Origin of the sequence: Streptomyces sp. NBC_01335, assembly GCF_035953295.1 — a bacterium.
Taxonomy (GTDB): domain Bacteria; phylum Actinomycetota; class Actinomycetes; order Streptomycetales; family Streptomycetaceae; genus Streptomyces.
This window is the reverse complement of sequence record NZ_CP108370.1, coordinates 3,192,227-3,208,748: the sequence shown is the minus strand read 5'-3', so window position 1 is coordinate 3,208,748 and position 16,522 is coordinate 3,192,227. Positions and strand designations below refer to the sequence as shown.

Genomic DNA, 16,522 nt, shown 5'->3' with positions numbered 1-16,522 from the left:
GGAACGGCACGGACACCTTCAGCCGGTGTTGAAGAAGTCGACTGCCCGCATGTGAAAAAGAGTCTGCGGACCCACGAAGACGAGGCTTCCGTCGATCAGCTCCGTGTGCGGAGGCAGATTCGGGAGGGTGTCCAGGTCATCAGCGGTCCAGCCGCCCTCGGGCGGGACCGCCCACCGAGGTTCCGGTACCTCGGGTTCGACGCTCATCGGCTCCCATGGCCGGAGTCTCGCGGACACGTCCAGCGTATCGGGACGGAACAGGACAGGGATCCCGCGAACAGGTGAACGGATCCGTGCGCGTTGACCAGGAAGTCCGGCGGGAAGGCCGGCCCCAGCCCCTTCACCCCGCCGCCCGGATCGTCCCCGTCACCTCGCCGAGCCCCACCCGGGTGCCGTGCGGCCCCGGCGCCCACGCGGTCATGGTCACCGTGTCGCCGTCCTCCAGGAAGGTCCGGGTGCCCCCGGGCAGGTCGAGTGGGTCGCGGCCGTTCCAGGTCAGCTCCAGGAGGGAGCCGCGCTGGTGCGGTTCGGGTCCGCTCACCGTGCCGGAGCCGTAGAGGTCACCGGTGCGCAGCGAGGCGCCGTTCACCGTCATCTGCGCCAACTGCTGGGCCGCCGTCCAGTACATGGTGGAGAACGGCGGTTCGGCGACGAGCTTGCCGTTGACCGCGACGGAGATCCGCAGGTCGAAGCCGCCCGGCTCCTCCTCGTCCGCGTCGTCGAGGTACGGCAGCAGCTCCGCGTCCCGGGCGGGCGGGGCGGTACGGGCCGCGTCCAGCGCCTCCAGCGGGGTCACCCACGCGGAGACGGAGGTGGCGAAGGATTTGCCGAGGAACGGGCCGAGCGGTACGTACTCCCACGCCTGGATGTCGCGCGCCGACCAGTCGTTGAGCAGCTGGACGCCGAAGACGTGCTCGCGGAAGTCGGCGAGCGGCACCGCCGTGCCCTGCGCGGACGGCACGCCCACCACGAAGCCGACCTCGGCCTCGATGTCCAGCTTCACCGAGGGCCCGAAGACGGGCGCCGCGTCGGTGGGCGCCTTGCGCTGCCCCGACGGGCGCACCACGTCCGTGCCGGAGACGACGACCGTGCCGGCCCGGCCGTGGTAACCGATCGGCAGGTGCTTCCAGTTGGGCGTCAGCGCGGCACCGTCCGGGCGGAAGATCCGGCCGACGTTGGTGGCGTGGTGCTCACTGGCGTAGAAGTCGACGTAGTCGGCGACCTCGTACGGCAGATGGAGCGTCACCGCGTCCACCGGGTGGAGCAGCGGCTCCAGTTCGGCGCGGTGCGAGGGGACGGTCAGCCATCCGGTGAGCGCGCGGCGCACGTCCCGCCAGGCGGTGCGCCCGGCCGCGAGCAGCGGCGTCAGGCTGGGCCGCGCGAGCAGCCCGGCGTACGGGGAGCCGAGGACGTGGGCCGCCGCTCCGGCGTCCAGCACGTGGGAGCCGATCCGGACACCGACCCGCCGCCCGCCGGAAGCCTCCCCCGGTACGGAGAAGACGCCGTACGGAAGGTTGTGCGGGCCGAAGGGGTCGCCTTCGTCGGTCTCGAACGGGCTGCTCTGCTCGGGCATGGGGTGCTGCCTTCCAGTCGCTTTGCGGGACACGTTACGTCGATGCGCACGGAAGGCGTCCGCACCCGGATCCCGTACCCGAAGGAACCCGTCCGGAAAGCACCCGTACGTGACGGTCCGTCAACCCGCTGGGCGGCCCGTCAGCCGGCCGTGCGGGGGATGCGCTTCTCCCAGGTGCGGTGGAAGACGATCTCGTCGCCGTCCTTGCAGACCACCTCGTCGGAGGTGACGAAGTGCGTCGCGTCCGCGCCGGTCTCCGAACGGGTCGTGATCTCCGTCCGCCAGGCCGTCTCCGACCGGTGCAGCCGGACCGTGCGGTCCGACCTGGCCCGCGCCGACAACGGGTCGTCCTGCTGGATGGTGAAGGTGTCGAGGGCGTCCTCGGTGATCTCCAGGCCGTCCGGGTGGAACCGCGTCCCGCCCGGGTTCGGGTCGGCCTCCAGCCGCCATTCGCCCCGGGCGAGGTCCCGGACGATCCGCCGCTCCGGGCGCTCCCCGTCCAGGGTCGCCGGGACGGCCTCGCCGAACGGCTCGGCCTGTTCGGGCTCGACGAAGACGGGGGCCGGGTCCTCGGCGGACCGGCGGACCGGGAGCTCCACCAGGCTGCCGTCCGCGTCGAGCGTGAACCCCGCCGAGTCCGCCTGCGGCCAGACCCAGGGCCAGTACGAGGAGGAGACGGCCAGCCGGATGCGGTGGCCGGGCGCGAAGGCGTGCCCGATGCCGTTCAGTTCGAAGGTGACGTCCTCGGTCGTGCCGGGCGGCCAGTCCTCGGCGCGGTCGCGGCCGTGGCGGGTCGCCAGATTGAGGGCGCCCCGGGTGACCAGGGCGGAGGAGCCGTCCGGTGCCACGTCGCAGAGCCGGGCCACGACCTGGCCGCGCGGCACCGCCAGGGTCAGCCGTAGCCGTACCCGGGGGCGGCCCAGGATCTCGACCGGCGCCCCCTCCACCGGGAACTCGAAGGCGACCGACTTGGCGTCCTCGTCGCGCTGGTCGGGCGGCAGGTCGGCGTCGTTCCCGCACGGCGAGAACCGGCCCGCGTCCAGCCCGGTCTGCTGCGGCGAGCGGACGATCCGGGCGCCGCCCCGCAGGGCGTACGCCACCGGGGTGACGCTCGCGGAGGGCCAGGCCGCGTCCCCGACCCAGCGGCCGGGCAGCGACTCGTACCGGGTGGCGGGCGGGTGGGAGCCGCTGATCCAGGACCGCAGCAGGGGCTCGCTCATCACTCCGGTCTCCTGGCCCTTCAGGTGCTGGTCCCACCAGCGCAGCGTCTCCTGGAGGAAGCCGATCGCCGGACCGGGCGGCCGGCCCCGGTCCGGGTACGCGTGCGGCCAGGGCCCGATCAGCCCCCGCACCCGGGCCGGGTCCAGGTGCTCGACGAGCCGCAGCACGGTGTCGCGGTACGGATCGTGCCAGCCGCCCACCGCCAGGACGGCGGCCCGGATCGCGCCGTACTCCTCGCGGACGCCGGCGCGCAGCCAGTACGCGTCCCGGGTCTGATGGGCCAGCCAGGTGTGGACGAGCGGGTCGAGGGACTCCAGCCGCTCCAGCCACATCTCCTTCCAGCCGTCCCCGACGAGCTCGGGATCGGGCGGCTCGGCGGCCGCCGCGAGCAGCCCGGCGGCCCGGGCGTGCAGGTCCGAGGCGAGGACCGAGCCGCCCCAGTACTGGCCGCCGTTGTCGTACCCGTCGTCCGTGGAGCACACCGCGACCACCGCCCGCAGCGCGTCCGGGGCCGCCGCGGCGAGCCGGAGCGAGGCGGCCCCGCCCCAGGAGATGCCGAACATGCCGACCCGGCCCGAGCACCACTCCCGCTGCGCCAGCCAGTGGATGACCGCCACCCCGTCGGCCACCCCGGCGTCGCCGTACGCGTCGCCGGGCAGGCCCCCGCTGTTGCCGTGGCCCCGCACATCCACCCGCACCGAGGCGTAGCCGTGGCCCGCGTACCAGGGGTGCCGCTGGCGGTCGCGGGGCGCCGTCCCGTCGCCGAGCCGGTGCGGCAGGTACTCCAGCAGCGCGGGGACCGGCTCCTCGGTGACGGGCCGCCAGACACGCGCGTACAGCAGGGTGCCGTCCGGCAGCGGGACGCGGAGATCCTCGCGGACGGTCTCGTACGGGAACTCGGTCCGGATGTGCATGGCGTACCTCGGTGGGCGGGTCCGGCGGCCCGGGCGAACCGGCGGTCTCCGTGCGGTGCGACAAAGCGGCAACTCGTGATCGTATGAGCCGATCCCGAACATACCGGCGGTGGCGGGAAGCCGCCCACGGTGATCGAAAGGGGACCGGATACGCTGGCATGAGTGAAGACAGCCGACAGATCGACATTCGTGTGATCGTCAGCAGACAGGAGACCCTCTCGTGACCGTCGTCGGGCCGTTCGGGCTGCGCGTGCGGGACCAGGCTCTTGAGGCCGATGTCCAGACCGGCCTGGCCGCTGTCGAGGCCGGGCTTCTCGATGCCACCAAGAGCGACGTCCCCTTCATCACGGAGGCCGCGCAGCACCTGGTCCGGGCCGGAGGCAAACGGTTCCGGCCCCTGCTGGTGATGCTGGCGTCCCAGTTCGGCGACTCCGACGCCCCCGGCGTGGTGCCCTCGGCCGTCGTGGTCGAACTGACGCACCTGGCGACGCTGTACCACGACGACGTGATGGACGAGGCCGAAGTCCGCCGAGGCGTGGACAGCGCCAACGCCCGCTGGGGCAACTCCGTCGCCCTGCTCACCGGCGACTTCCTCTTCGCCCGTGCCTCGCACATCCTCTCCGACCTCGGTCCCGAGGCCGTCCGCATCCAGGCCGAAGCCTTCGAACGGCTGGTCACCGGACAGATCCTGGAGACGGTCGGCCCGCGCGAGGGCCGCGACCCGGTCGACCACTACATGGATGTCCTCAGCGGCAAGACCGGCTCCCTGATGGCCGTCTCCGGCCGCTTCGGCGCCCTCATGTCCGGCGCCGACGAGCGGACCGTCGACGTCCTCACCCAGTACGGCGAACGGCTCGGCGTCGCCTTCCAGCTCGCCGACGACGTCCTCGACATCGCCTCCGACTCCCACGAGTCCGGCAAGACCCCCGGCACCGACCTGCGCGAGGGCATCGCCACCCTGCCCGTCCTGCTGCTCCGCGCGCAGGCCGCCGCCGACGGCAAGCCGGACGACCTGGAGCTGGTGGAGCTGCTCGACGGCGACCTCGCCGACGACGCCCGCCTCGCCGAGGCGCTGCGCCGGCTGCGCGTCCACCCGGCGCTGGAGCAGGCCCGCCGCGACACCATCCGGTACGCCGAGGACGCCCGCGCGGCCCTCAACCCGCTGCCCGACTGCTACGCCAAGGCGGCGCTCGCCGAGCTGTGCGACCTCGTGGTGCACCGGGCGGGCTGACGTTCCGTAGGGGAAGCCCCGGGGGTGGACGTACCTCCGGTGGAGTGACGTCATACCCGAGCCGTACGCGGAGTTGATTCCGCGGGCTGACGCGTGACATCCCCCGATGAGGTCAGATGGAGAACAACCACTCCTCCTGACCCCATCGGGTGAGAGCGTCGGGTGAGAGACGCGGTGGGGAGTGGACGAACGCGACCGCAGTGACGGAAGCCGCCGACCACGGAGGTAGGGCACACCATGGCACCCATCGACAGCGCGGAGACCCAGGGCGATCCCACCGGCGCGACCACGCGCGCCGACCGCATGCGCCGCAAGGCGTCCCGCACGCTCGTTCCCGTCGCGGTGGCGGGAGTGGCCGCCGCGACCATCGGGCTCGTCCCCGCCCTCGCCGACAGCGGCGACCCGGACCTGCCGAAGATCACCGCGCAGCAACTGGTCGAGAAGATCGCCGCATCGGACACCCAGCGGCTCTCCGGCACGGTGAAGATCACCACCGACCTCGGCATCCCCTCGCTCGGCGGCCTCGCCGGTTCCCTCGGACAGAGCGCCGGGGCGTCGTCGGGCAGTGCCGCACCCGAGGACCGGCTGACCGAACTGGCCTCGGGAACGCACACCCTGAAGGTGGCCGCCGACGGCCCCGACAAGCAGCGGCTGACCATCCTCGGCAACTCCTCCGAGTACACCCTGATCCACGACAGCGACGAGGTCTGGGCCCACGAGAGCGGGTCCGACGAGGTCTTCCACGCGAAGACCGGTGCTCGCGGGCACGAGGAGAGCAGCCGCGGGGCCGCCGCCGAGGGCACGCCCGAGCAGTTCGCCGATCAGGCGCTGAAGGCGGTCGGTGACACCACGTCGGTCACCGTCGACGGCACCGTGCGGGTCGCCGGGCGCGACGCGTACCAGCTGCTCATCGAGCCGAAGCAGTCCGGCTCGACCATCGGCTCCGTCCGGATCGCGGTGGACGCGGAGAACGGCGTACCGCTGCGGTTCACCCTGAACCCGAGCTCCGGCGGGAAGGCCGCCGTCAACGTGGGCTTCAGCAAGGTGGACTTCGGCAAGCCCGCCGCCTCGACGTTCGAGTTCACCCCGCCCGAGGGCGCCAAGGTGACCGAGGCCGAGGACGCCGCGGGCCAGGACGCCGCGGGCAAGGGGAGCGGCGCCCTCGCGGACCTGCTGCCCGGAGGCCTCGCCGGACTGGAGGGCACGGACGGCGCCGGGGGTGCCGGGGCCGCCGGGGGTGTGAAGGCGGTGGGTGAGGGCTGGACCACGATCCTGCGGGCCGAGGCGCCCGGCGGTGCGGACCTGGCGTCGGCGAAGGGGAGTTCCTCGCTGCTGGACGCCTTCGGCGACAAGGCAACGGGGAAGTTCGGCTCCGGCACGGTCTTCAGCACGCGCCTGGTGAACGCTCTCGTCACCGATCAGGGCAAGGTCTACGTCGGTGCGGTGACCCGGGACGCCCTCGTGCGGGCGGCGAACGCGGACCACTGACGCGGGGGTACCGGGGCCGGTCAGGAGAGGGTGGGCCGATCGGCTCCGGGCCGTCCGTGCCGTCGGCCGGCCGAGCCGTCCCCCGATCGGCTCGTCGCGGCACGAACGGCACGAACGGTGCGAACGGCGGAGCCGACACGGTACGTTCCGTTTCCGCCTCGCTCATGTTCGACTTTTGGCGACGACCTGTCAACAAGGAGTGGTGAGAGGGGTCCTATGCTCACGGAATGAGCGGATTGCCGAGTTCTGTGCGACGCAGCGAACGGTCCCGACGCGCGATCCTGGAGGCGGCGCTGGAGCTCTGCACGGAGCGGGGCTACGGGCGGGTGACGGTGGAGGCCATCGCCGCCCGGGCCGGTGTCAGCAAGAAGACGATCTACCGGTGGTGGCCGGCGAAGAGCGGCATCCTGATGGAGATCTTCACCGAGGTCCTCGCCGACGCCGCCCCGTTCGCCGACACCGGCGACATCGAGGCCGATCTCCGCCGCCACATCGGACTGGCGGTACAGCTCCTCGGCACACCCCCGTACGGACCGGCGTACGCGGGCATACTCTCCGAGCTCCACCACGACGAGGACCTCGCCCGGGACCTCGCCGAGCGGGTCGTCGACCCACGGGTCGACATGGCCGTCACCCTGCTGGCCCAGGCCCAGGACCGGGGCCAGATCCCGGCCGGCGCCGACCCGCGGCTGATGGTCGAGCTGCTCTACGGGCCGGTGTACTACCGCCACGTCCTGCGCAAACCGCCCCAGGACGAGGCGGCGATCGCCGCACTGGTCGCGGTGGTGCTGCGCGGTCCGGGCGCGGTGGTGGGCGGCGAGCCGGGCGGGGAGTCGGACGCCGCACCGGTCGCGGAAGCGGGCCTCGCCTGAGAGGGCGGCGGCGGGGGCCCGCCCGGTGTCCCGGGGACGGGGCGACCGAAGAGGCCGGGCGGCCGGAGGCGCTGGTCGGCCTGAGGGCGTTGGTCGGCCGGTGAGGCGGCCGGTCAGCCGAAGAGACGTTCCAGCACCACCGCTATGCCGTCCTCGGTGTGCGACAGCGTGACCTCGTCGGCGGCGGCCTTCAGCTCCGGATGGGCGTTGCCCATCGCCACCCCGTGCCCGACCAGGCCGAACATGGGCAGGTCGTTGGGCATGTCGCCGAAGGCGATGGCGTCCGCCGGGTCCAGGTCGAGGAGTTCCGCCGCCACCGCGAGACCGGTGCCCTTGTGCACGCCGTAGGGGGCGAGTTCGACCGTGCCGGGTCCGGCCATCGTGACCGTCGCCAGATCGCCCACGGCTGCCCGGCCGAGAGCGGCGAGTTCGTCGTCGGTCAGGTCCGGGTGGCGCACCATCACCTTGATGACGGGCTCTGCCCAGAGGTCGTCGCGGCGCCCGACCCGCTGGGCGGGAAGCGTCGGGTGCGGCATCCGGTACCCGGGCTCGATCAGGGTCAGCCCCGCCGGGCCGTCCTGGTCGACGGCGGCGAAGACCGGCCCGGCCTCCGCCTCGATCTTGCCCAGCGCCATGTCGGCCAGCTCCCGGTCCAGCGGGACCGAGCGGAGCATCCGGGCCGACTCGGGGTCGTACACCTGGGTGCCCTGCCCGCAGACGACCGGGCCCCGGTAGTCCAGCTCCGCGAGGAGGGCGCGTATCCCCGGGACCGCCCGGCCGGTGACGATCATGTGCCGGGCGCCGGCCGAGGCCGCGCGCCGGAGAGCCGCGTGCGTGCGGGGGCTCACGGAGTCGTCGGGCAGCAGCAGGGTGCCGTCCAGGTCCGTGGCGACGAGGGTGTGCGCGAGCCGGACGTGCGCGGGCGCGGGTGACGAATGCATGGTTCCAGCGTAGGGAGATCGGCTTTTCGCCGGACGGCCCTGACCTGGGGCGACGGTCAGCTTTCCGGCGGGAGGGGACGCGGGCGGCCGCCGGGGCGGAGGAAAAGGGGCGATCTTGGGTGATTGGCCCCGGTACGCGCCGTGGGGGAAGCGCGTACCGGAGCGAACCGGAACCCCTGCCTCCCGAGTGCTGCGCCGGTCGGACGCCCGTACGGGTCGCCCGCACGGCCCGGGGGAACGCGCGTGCGGGGTGGATGTGACGCCCGGAGCCGCCCCGTCGTCCCTGGTGGGTACGGGGGGAAGCCCTTGGTGCGCCGCGACGGGAGGTGGTGCGTCGGCGGGGCCGGTGCCCCGGCACCGGTGCGAGCGCCGACGGCGACACCGGTGCCGACGGGCCGGGGGTCCGGCGGAGCTGCCGACGAGGGGGGTGCCCTTGGTCTGCCCGGGCGGGCTCACGGGGGAACCGCGAGCCCCTGCCGAAACGATCCTTCGACGCCCGTTCGGCCCAGCGGGACGGCGCGCGCCAGGGGCCGGACATCCCGGGGGACGGCGCGCGCCGTCGGCGCCGCCCGCCCGACGGGAAGGGGCGGACCCGGCCTGACCGTCACCCGCGGGAAGCCGCGCCCTCCGCCCCGCCGCACAGCAGCGCCAGGTACTCCCGCACCCGGGACGCCTCCGCCGCAGGGGCGACGAGTCCGAGGTGGTGGTCGGGGCGGACCACCACGACGGTGCCGTTCGCGCCGGGTTCGTACGCCGCGCGGGCCCGGCCCTCGTGGTCGACCACGCCCGCCGGGCCGTCCGGCACCTCGGCGGGGCCGTACACCCGGTGGACGCGGACGGCGTCGCCGTACGCCTCCGTCGCCGCGCGGAGGACCGGCTCGCTCTCCGGGCCGAAGCCGAGGAGGACCGGGTGCGGTGCGGCGAAGAGGTGGTGCAGCCGGGCCGGCGCACCTGTGGCCACCGACCGGCACGGCGCGTCCGGCGCCCGGTCCCCGGCGCGGGGCCCGTGCTCCGGGGCTCCGGCGGCGAGCGAACTCCACCGGTAGCCGGTGGACAGGCCGCTCGCCTCCCCGGCGGCGGTCGCCGAGTCCAGCCCGCCGCCGGGGAGGCGGATGGCGGCCATCGTCTCCGCGAGCCGCTCGGAGGTGAACTCCAGGGTCCAGGCGGCGACGGGCAGCCGCTCCTCCTCGTAGGTGTCGAGCAGGGCCGGTGCCGCGAGACCGGTCAGCACGTGCGCGAGCTTCCAGCCGAGGTTGAAGGCGTCCTGGATGCCGGTGTTCATGCCCATCCCGCCCGCGATCGAGTGGACGTGCGCCGCGTCCCCGGCGAGCAGCACCCGGCCGTCCCGGAAGCGGTCGGCCATGCGGACGTTGACGCGGTACGTGGAGAGCAGGGTGGCGCGGCGGAGCACCGCGCCGGGGAGTCCGGTGTGCCGGGTGAGGAGGCGGCGGAAGCCCTCCTCGGTCGGCGGCTGCGGCGAGCCCGCCGCGTCCCGCTCGGGCCCCGCCTGGAACCACCAGCCGTCCCGGGTGCCCGGGATCGGGCAGAGCATCACGGCCCCGGTGGCGTCGAACCACTGGTGCCAGATGTCCCGGTCGAGCGCGTCCTCGTCGATCTCGACGTCACCGCAGACCATCACCTGGTCGGTCTGCGTCTCGCCGGTGAAGGGGATGCCGAGCAGCTTGCGCACCGGGCTGTGCGCCCCGTCGCAGCCCACCACGTACCGCGCCGCGACGGTCCTGCCGTCGGCGAGGGCGGCCGTCACCCCCGCCGCCCCGCCCTCGGGGTGCTGGTCGAGGCCGACCAGCTCGGTGCCCAGCTCGACCTGGACGCCGTCCTTCGCCAGCCGGTCGCGGAGGATCTCCTCCAGACGCCACTGGGCGATCAGCCGGGGCCAGTCGAAGGCGGAGGCGGGGACCGGGGCGGGATCGGCGTACGGGTCGAAGTCGGCGACCGGGACGTGGTCGCGGTACTTGCGCATGGTCAGCGGCAGCGACCCGGACGCCAGCACCTCCTCGGCCGCCCCGAGGCTCGCCAGGACCTCCAGCGACCGCAGGTTCGGCCCCTTCGCCCGGGAACTGCGCGGATGCGCGGCGGACCTGTCGATGATCCGGACGCCGATCCCCCGGCGCGCGAGGTCGCACGCCAGGGTCAGGCCGGTGGGCCCGGCGCCCACGATCAGTACGTCGGTGACCGGTGCGCCGGTGACGGGTGCGTCGGTGGTCATGGCTGCTCCTCGGGCAGGGGTGCGGGGCCCCCAAGAGAAACGCAACCGGGGCAAAAAAGCAACCGAGTAACTATTTATCGGTGGGGGTGCCGGAAGGGGAACCCGTCGGGCTGCCGGTGGTGGTCGGGGCGACGGTGCCACCGGCCTGCAAGGGGGGCACCGCCGTCACCGCGGCCGCCGCCGCCGAGGCCGCGAGCCGGAGCGCCTCCGCCCGGCCGCGCCGCGCCGTACGCAGCGCGTCCCAGGTCAGCAGCGTCAGGGCCAGCCACACCAGCGCGAACCCGGCCCAGCGCTCCGGCGGCATCTCCTCGTGGAAGTACGCCACCCCGAGGCCGAACTGGAAGACCGGCGCCAGGTACTGGAGCAGGCCCAGCGTCGACAGCGGGACGCGGATCGCCGCCGCCCCGAAGGCGATCAGCGGGATCGCCGTCACCAGCCCGGTCGAGGCGAGCAGCAGCGCGTGCCCGGCGCCGCCGCCGGACGTGAAGGTGGTCTTGCCGTGCGCGCCGAGCCAGAGCAGGAAGCCGAGGGCCGGGAGGAAGAGGACCGCCGTCTCGGCGGCGAGCGACTCCAGGCCGCCCATGTTGACCTTCTTCTTCGCCAGGCCGTACGTCGCGAACGAGAAGGCCAGCACCAGGGAGATCCACGGTGGACGGCCGTATCCGATGGCGAGCACGAGCACGGCGGCGCATCCGGTCGCCACCGCTACCCACTGGGCGGGCCGCAGGCGTTCGCCGAGGAGCAGCACGCCCATGGCTATGGTGACCAGCGGGTTGATGAAGTAGCCGAGGGATGCCTCGACCACGTGACCGCTGTTGACGGACCAGATGTACAGGCCCCAGTTGACCGTGATCACGGCCGCGGCGGCGGTGATCAGGGCGAGCTTGCGCGGCCGGCGGACCAGTTCGCCGATCCAGGCCCAGCGCTTCAGTACGAGCATGGCGACGCCGACCACGGCCAGCGACCACACCATCCGGTGGGCCAGGATCTCCGCCGCCCCGGACGGCTTCAGCAGGGGCCAGAAGAGGGGGACCAGGCCCCACATCCCGTACGCGCCGATTCCGTAGAGCAGCCCTGCCCGCTGCTCGTCCTTCCCCTCCACGGGGCCTCCCTCATGCGTGGGCCGGCGGTCGCCGACGGCATGAAGGTAGCTCCGGAAGAGGGCTCGCGTCATTGCCGTGTCGCGGAAACGGTCATGACGCGAGCATCCTCCGGGCGTAGAGGCTCGCGCGCGCCCCCTGCGCGTCCCGTACGCGCCTCGTACGCGAGCGGTCAGGCGGCGGCGACGGCCTCCGCGACCGTCACGGCGAGCGGGGTGGTGGGCCGGCCGATGAGCCGGGCCAGGTCGCCGCTGGTGCCGGCGAGCAGGCCGCGGGCGATCGCCTCGTCCACGTCGACCAGGATCTCGGCGAAGCCCGCGGGCAGCCCGGCGCCGACCAGGATCTCCTGGTGCACGGCGGCGGGCACCTCCTGGTACGCGATCTCCTTGCCGGTGGCCCGGGCGATCTCGGCGGCGTACTCCGCCAGCGACCAGGCGGTGTCGCCGCTCAGCTCGTACGCGGTGTTCAGGTGGCCCTCGCCGGTCAGTACGGCGGCGGCAGCGGCGGCGAAGTCGGCCCGGGTCGCCGAGGCGATGCGCCCCTCGCCCGCGTTGCCGACCACCGCGCCGTGCTCCAGCACCGGCGCCAGGTTCGCGGTGTAGTTCTCGGTGTACCAGCCGTTGCGCAGGAAGGTGTAGGGCAGCCCCGAGTCCAGGATCAGCCGCTCGGTCACCTTGTGCTCCCCGGCCAGCAGGAAGTCGGCGGCCGGTCCGCCCAGCACGCCCGTGTACGCCAGCTGCGCCACGCCCGCCTCCTTCGCCGCGTCGATCACCGCGGTGTGCTGCTCCACGCGCTTGCCGACCTCGCTGCCGGAGATCAGCAGCACCCGGTCGCCGGCCCGGAAGGCCGCCTTGAGCGCCTCGGGCCGGTCGTAGTCGGCGACCCGCAGCTCGACGCCGAGTGCGGCGAGCGGGGCGGCCTTCTCCTCGTCGCGGACGACCGCGGCGATCCGGTCGGCCGGGACGGTGGCGAGCAGCTGCTCGACGACCAGGCGTCCGAGCTGTCCGGTGGCTCCGGTGACGACGATGCTCATGGGGTGGTTCTCCTTCGTGTCGCACAGTCCTGTTCGTGCCGCACAGTCCTGCGGGTGTCCCTCGCGGGTCGATTCACCCGTTATCGGATGTATCGAGGCCGTTTACTCCACTCACTTTAAGAGGTGTACTTACTCTGGGGAAGTACCCACTTTGAAGTAAGGTGGTGCCATGACGGTACGTACGGAGACCCCCGGAGAGCTCGTGGCGGCGGCGGCCCGCGAAGCGGACGTGAACCGGGCGATGTGCCCGTCCCGGATCGTGCTGGAACACGTCACCAGCCGCTGGGGCGTGCTGGTGCTCGCGGCCCTGCTGGAACGCCCGTACCGCTTCAGCGAACTGCGCCGCACCATCGAGAACGTCAGCGAGAAGATGCTGGCCCAGACCCTGCGGACGCTGGAGCGCGACGGGTTCGTGCACCGCGACGCCCAGCCGGTGATCCCGCCCCGGGTGGACTACTCCCTCACCCCGCTCGGCCGCGAGGCCGCCGAGCGCGTGTGGGAGCTGGCCCGCTGGTCCGAGCACCAGGTGGACGTGGTCGCCACCGCGCGGGCGGCGTACGACGCGCGCGAGGCGTGACGGGGGCCTGGACCACCGTCGTCCGGGAACACCACCGCTCGGAACCACCGTCCGGGATCACCACCGCCCGGAACCACCGTCGTTCGCGAACACCGGAGCCCGGGTCCCGCTGCCGTGAGTGACGGGGCAGTGGGACCCGGGCTCCGGTGCGCCGGGGCGTGGTGCCGGTGCTCAGCCGACGACCGTCCAGGTGTCCTTGCCCGCGAGGAGCGCGGCCAGGTCGCCCTTGCCCTGCTGTTCGACGGCGGTGTCCAGCTGCTGGGACATCAGCGTGTCGTAGACCGGGCGTTCGACGCTGCGCAGGACTCCGATCGGGGTGTGGTGGAGGGTGTCGGGGTCGGCGAGGCGGGAGAGGGCGAACGCGGTGGTCGGAGAGGCGGCGTGGGCGTCGTGGACCAGGACGCGGGAGCGGTTCTCCTCGGTGACCGCGACGACCTGGAGGTCGCCGGTGGCCGGGTCGCGGACGACGCCCTTCGAGCCGTCCGCACCGAAGAGGATCGGCTGCCCGTGTTCGAGGCGGATGACCGCTTCCTGGGCGCGGTCCTTGTCCTTGAGGGCCTCGAAGGCGCCGTCGTTGAAGATGTTGCAGTTCTGGTAGATCTCCACCAGCGCCGTGCCGGGGTGGTCGGCCGCCGCCCGCAGCACGCCGGTGAGGTGCTTGCGGTCGGAGTCCACCGTCCGGGCCACGAACGAGGCCTCCGCGCCGAGCGCCAGGGACACCGGGTTGAACGGGGCGTCCAGGGAGCCCATCGGTGTCGACTTGGTGATCTTGCCCATCTCGGAGGTGGGGGAGTACTGGCCCTTGGTCAGTCCGTAGATCCGGTTGTTGAACAGAAGGATCTTCAGATTGACGTTCCGGCGCAGGGCGTGGATGAGGTGGTTGCCGCCGATGGAGAGAGCATCGCCGTCCCCGGTGACGACCCACACCGACAGGTCCCGCCGCGAGGTGGCGAGGCCGGTGGCGATGGAGGGGGCGCGGCCGTGGATGGAGTGCATCCCGTAGGTGTTCATGTAGTACGGAAAGCGGGACGAGCAGCCGATGCCGGAGACGAAGACGATGTTCTCCTTGGCGAGCCCGAGCTCGGGCATGAAGCCCTGCACGGCGGCGAGAACGGCGTAGTCGCCGCAGCCGGGGCACCAGCGGACTTCCTGGTCGGACTTGAAGTCCTTCATCGTCTGCGGCGACTCGGCCTTGGGGACGAGCTGGAGCAGGGGGTGGGCGGCGTCAGCCATCGATGGCCTCCTTCAGGGCGGTGGCGAGCTGTTCGGCCTTGAAGGGCATGCCGTTGACCTGGTTGTAGGAGTGGGCGTCGACGAGGTATCTCGCACGGATCAGGGTGGCGAGCTGGCCCAGGTTCATCTCGGGCACGACGACCTTCTCGTACCGCTGGAGGATCTCGCCGAGGTTGCGCGGGAAGGGGTTGAGGTGGCGCAGGTGGGCCTGGGCGATGGTGTCGCCGGCCGCGCGGAGTCTGCGTACGGCGGCGGTGATGGGCCCGTAGGTCGAACCCCAGCCCAGGACGAGGGTGGTGGCGCCGGCGGGGTCGTCCACCTCCAGGTCCGGGACCGCGATGTTGTCGATCTTCGCCTGGCGGGTGCGGACCATGAATGCGTGGTTGGCCGGGTCGTAGGAGATGTTCCCGGTGCCGTCCTGCTTCTCGATCCCGCCGATCCGGTGCTCAAGGCCCGGTGTTCCCGGCACCGCCCACGGGCGGGCCAGCGTCTCGGGATCGCGCTTGTACGGCCAGAACACCTCGGTGCCGTCGGCGAGCGTGTGGTTCGGGGTGGTGGCGAAGGTGACCTGGAGGTCGGGGAGCTGCTCCGGGTCCGGGATGCGCCAGGGCTCGGAGCCGTTGGCGAGGTACCCGTCGGAGAGCAGGAAGACCGGGGTGCGGTAGGTCAGGGCGATCCGGGCGGCTTCCAGCGCGGCGTCGAAGCAGTCCGCCGGGGTCTTCGGCGCGACCACCGGGACGGGGGCCTCGCCGTTGCGGCCGTACATCGCCTGGAGCAGGTCGGCCTGCTCGGTCTTGGTGGGCAGCCCGGTGGACGGGCCGCCGCGCTGGATGTCCACGATCAGCAGCGGCAGTTCGAGGGAGACGGCCAGCCCGATGGTCTCCGACTTCAGCGCCACCCCGGGCCCGGAGGTCGTCGTCACCCCCAGGGCCCCCCCGAACGCGGCGCCCAGCGCCGCCCCGATCCCGGCGATCTCGTCCTCGGCCTGGAAGGTCCGCACACCGAAGTTCTTGTGCTTGGACAACTCGTGCAGGATGTCGGAGGCCGGAGTGATCGGGTACGAGCCGAGGTAGAGCGGCAGCCCGGCCTGCCGGGACGCCGCGATCAGCCCGTAACTGAGGGCCAGGTTCCCCGAGATGTTGCGGTACGTACCCGTCGGGAACGCCTTCGAGGCCGGCGCGACCTCGTAGGAGACCGCGAAGTCCTCGGTCGTCTCGCCGAAGTTCCACCCGGCGCGGAACGCGGCCACGTTCGCCTCCGCGATCTGCGGCTTCTTCGCGAACTTCTGCCGCAGGAACGTCTCCGTCCCCTCCGTCGGCCGGTGGTACATCCACGACAGCAGGCCCAGCGCGAACATGTTCTTGCTCCGCTCGGCCTCCTTCCGGGAGAGGCCGAAGTCCTTCAGCGCCTCGATCGTCAGGGTGGTCAGCGGCACCGGGTGGACGTTGAACGCCTCCAGCGAACCGTCCTCCAGCGGGGAGGTGGCGTAACCGACCTTCGCCATCGGGCGCTTGGTGAACTCGTCGGTGTTGACGATCACCTCGGCCCCGCGCGGGACGTCCCCGATGTTGGCCCGCAGGGCCGCCGGGTTCATCGCCACCAGGACGTTCGGTGCGTCGCCGGGCGTGAGGATGTCGTGGTCCGCGAAGTGCAGCTGGAAGGACGAGACACCGGGCAGCGTCCCCGCGGGCGCCCTGATCTCGGCCGGGAAGTTCGGCAGGGTCGACAGGTCATTGCCGAACGACGCCGTCTCCGAGGTGAAACGGTCGCCCGTCAACTGCATACCGTCGCCGGAATCCCCGGCGAATCGAATGATGACTCGATCCAGTCGACGGATTTCTTTCACGCCGACCTCCGCATTCGTCGCACGGGGAGCACGTTGCTCCCCCACGACAGCCTCGTCGGTCATATCGGCCTGGCTACTGACCTGGCTGGTCACTGAACTGGACCTCCCTTGGGCGGCGGCTGCGGAACAGCCGGCCCGCCGGCGGTCCCGTGGCCCACACTACGTCGGTAAGGGGCGCCTTCCTCCGTCGATCATATGGGGGACATCGGGGAGGGAGGACGGTTCGCACCTTTTTCCCTGCCGATTCCAGCCTTCCGTGGCAGGTC

The 16,522-nt window shown here is 72.6% G+C and carries 12 protein-coding genes and 1 pseudogene; 4 read left to right on the top strand and 9 right to left on the bottom strand.

Features of this window, described 5'->3' with window-relative positions:
• Positions 1–27: 27 nt before the first annotated feature.
• From OG599_RS13750 to OG599_RS13740, 3 genes and pseudogenes are all read right to left on the bottom strand, one after another.
• A pseudogene (locus OG599_RS13750) lies at positions 28–207 on the bottom strand (Uma2 family endonuclease); the annotation flags it as partial.
• A 133-nt stretch (positions 208–340) separates the two neighbouring features.
• Entirely contained in the window at positions 341–1,573 is a 1,233-nt protein-coding gene (fahA, locus tag OG599_RS13745) for a fumarylacetoacetase (RefSeq protein WP_327176254.1), read from the bottom strand.
• A gap of 140 nt (positions 1,574–1,713) precedes the next feature.
• A complete protein-coding gene (locus tag OG599_RS13740) occupies positions 1,714–3,708 on the bottom strand; it encodes a CocE/NonD family hydrolase (RefSeq protein ID WP_327176253.1) in 1,995 nt (664 codons plus the stop codon).
• 220 nt (positions 3,709–3,928) lie between these two features.
• Here OG599_RS13740 and OG599_RS13735 point away from each other — a divergent pair, with 220 nt between their 5' ends.
• From OG599_RS13735 to OG599_RS13725, 3 genes are all read left to right on the top strand, one after another.
• Complete coding sequence (locus tag OG599_RS13735; RefSeq protein ID WP_327176252.1) at positions 3,929–4,939, top strand: polyprenyl synthetase family protein; 1,011 nt, start codon at positions 3,929–3,931, stop codon at positions 4,937–4,939.
• Between the two features lie 237 nt (positions 4,940–5,176).
• Positions 5,177–6,427, top strand: a complete 1,251-nt coding sequence (locus OG599_RS13730) for a LolA family protein (RefSeq protein ID WP_327176251.1) — start codon at positions 5,177–5,179, stop codon at positions 6,425–6,427.
• Between the two features lie 227 nt (positions 6,428–6,654).
• The gene (locus tag OG599_RS13725; RefSeq protein ID WP_327176250.1) at positions 6,655–7,299 is read left to right on the top strand and encodes a TetR/AcrR family transcriptional regulator; all 645 of its coding nucleotides are present in this window, start codon (positions 6,655–6,657) and stop codon (positions 7,297–7,299) included.
• 113 nt (positions 7,300–7,412) lie between these two features.
• Here OG599_RS13725 and OG599_RS13720 read toward each other — a convergent pair whose 3' ends face one another.
• The 4 genes from OG599_RS13720 to OG599_RS13705 all read right to left on the bottom strand — a co-directional run bounded on the left by OG599_RS13720 (position 7,413) and on the right by OG599_RS13705 (position 12,600).
• Complete coding sequence (locus OG599_RS13720) at positions 7,413–8,240, bottom strand: Cof-type HAD-IIB family hydrolase (protein WP_327176249.1); 828 nt, start codon at positions 8,238–8,240, stop codon at positions 7,413–7,415.
• Between the two features lie 604 nt (positions 8,241–8,844).
• Entirely contained in the window at positions 8,845–10,467 is a 1,623-nt protein-coding gene (locus OG599_RS13715; RefSeq protein ID WP_327176248.1) for an FAD-dependent monooxygenase, read from the bottom strand.
• Positions 10,468–10,537: 70 nt separating this feature from the next.
• Positions 10,538–11,569 carry an EamA family transporter RarD gene (rarD, locus tag OG599_RS13710; RefSeq protein WP_327176247.1) on the bottom strand — a complete coding sequence of 344 codons (1,032 nt, stop codon included), beginning with the start codon at positions 11,567–11,569 and terminating at the stop codon, positions 10,538–10,540.
• A gap of 170 nt (positions 11,570–11,739) precedes the next feature.
• On the bottom strand, positions 11,740–12,600 hold the full coding sequence (locus OG599_RS13705; protein ID WP_327176246.1) for an SDR family oxidoreductase: 861 nt from the start codon (positions 12,598–12,600) through the stop codon (positions 11,740–11,742).
• 169 nt (positions 12,601–12,769) lie between these two features.
• On the opposite strand from OG599_RS13705, the gene OG599_RS13700 reads away from it, so the two are divergent.
• Complete coding sequence (locus OG599_RS13700; protein WP_327176245.1) at positions 12,770–13,177, top strand: winged helix-turn-helix transcriptional regulator; 408 nt, start codon at positions 12,770–12,772, stop codon at positions 13,175–13,177.
• Positions 13,178–13,348: 171 nt separating this feature from the next.
• Here the strand turns inward: OG599_RS13700 and OG599_RS13695 are convergent, their stop codons facing one another.
• Positions 13,349–14,410: a 2-oxoacid:ferredoxin oxidoreductase subunit beta gene (locus tag OG599_RS13695; protein ID WP_327176244.1), complete on the bottom strand. Its 1,062-nt coding sequence runs from the start codon at positions 14,408–14,410 to the stop codon at positions 13,349–13,351.
• Positions 14,403–16,349: a 2-oxoacid:acceptor oxidoreductase subunit alpha gene (locus OG599_RS13690; RefSeq protein ID WP_327176243.1), complete on the bottom strand. Its 1,947-nt coding sequence runs from the start codon at positions 16,347–16,349 to the stop codon at positions 14,403–14,405. Before OG599_RS13690 ends, OG599_RS13695 begins: the two co-directional genes overlap by 8 nt.
• Positions 16,350–16,522: the final 173 nt, after the last annotated feature.

Bases quoted from the DNA above. Each gene is read 5' to 3' on its own strand.
- OG599_RS13715 (WP_327176248.1), bottom strand. From the start codon at position 10,467: ATGACCACCGACGCACCCGTCACCGGCGCACCGGTCACCGACGTACTG.
- OG599_RS13705 (WP_327176246.1), bottom strand. From the start codon at position 12,600: ATGAGCATCGTCGTCACCGGAGCCACCGGACAGCTCGGACGCCTGGTC.
- OG599_RS13725 (WP_327176250.1), top strand. From the start codon at position 6,655: ATGAGCGGATTGCCGAGTTCTGTGCGACGCAGCGAACGGTCCCGACGC.
- OG599_RS13700 (WP_327176245.1), top strand. From the start codon at position 12,770: ATGACGGTACGTACGGAGACCCCCGGAGAGCTCGTGGCGGCGGCGGCC.
- fahA (WP_327176254.1), bottom strand. From the start codon at position 1,573: ATGCCCGAGCAGAGCAGCCCGTTCGAGACCGACGAAGGCGACCCCTTC.
- OG599_RS13720 (WP_327176249.1), bottom strand. From the start codon at position 8,240: ATGCATTCGTCACCCGCGCCCGCGCACGTCCGGCTCGCGCACACCCTC.
- OG599_RS13730 (WP_327176251.1), top strand. From the start codon at position 5,177: ATGGCACCCATCGACAGCGCGGAGACCCAGGGCGATCCCACCGGCGCG.
- OG599_RS13695 (WP_327176244.1), bottom strand. From the start codon at position 14,410: ATGGCTGACGCCGCCCACCCCCTGCTCCAGCTCGTCCCCAAGGCCGAG.
- OG599_RS13740 (WP_327176253.1), bottom strand. From the start codon at position 3,708: ATGCACATCCGGACCGAGTTCCCGTACGAGACCGTCCGCGAGGATCTC.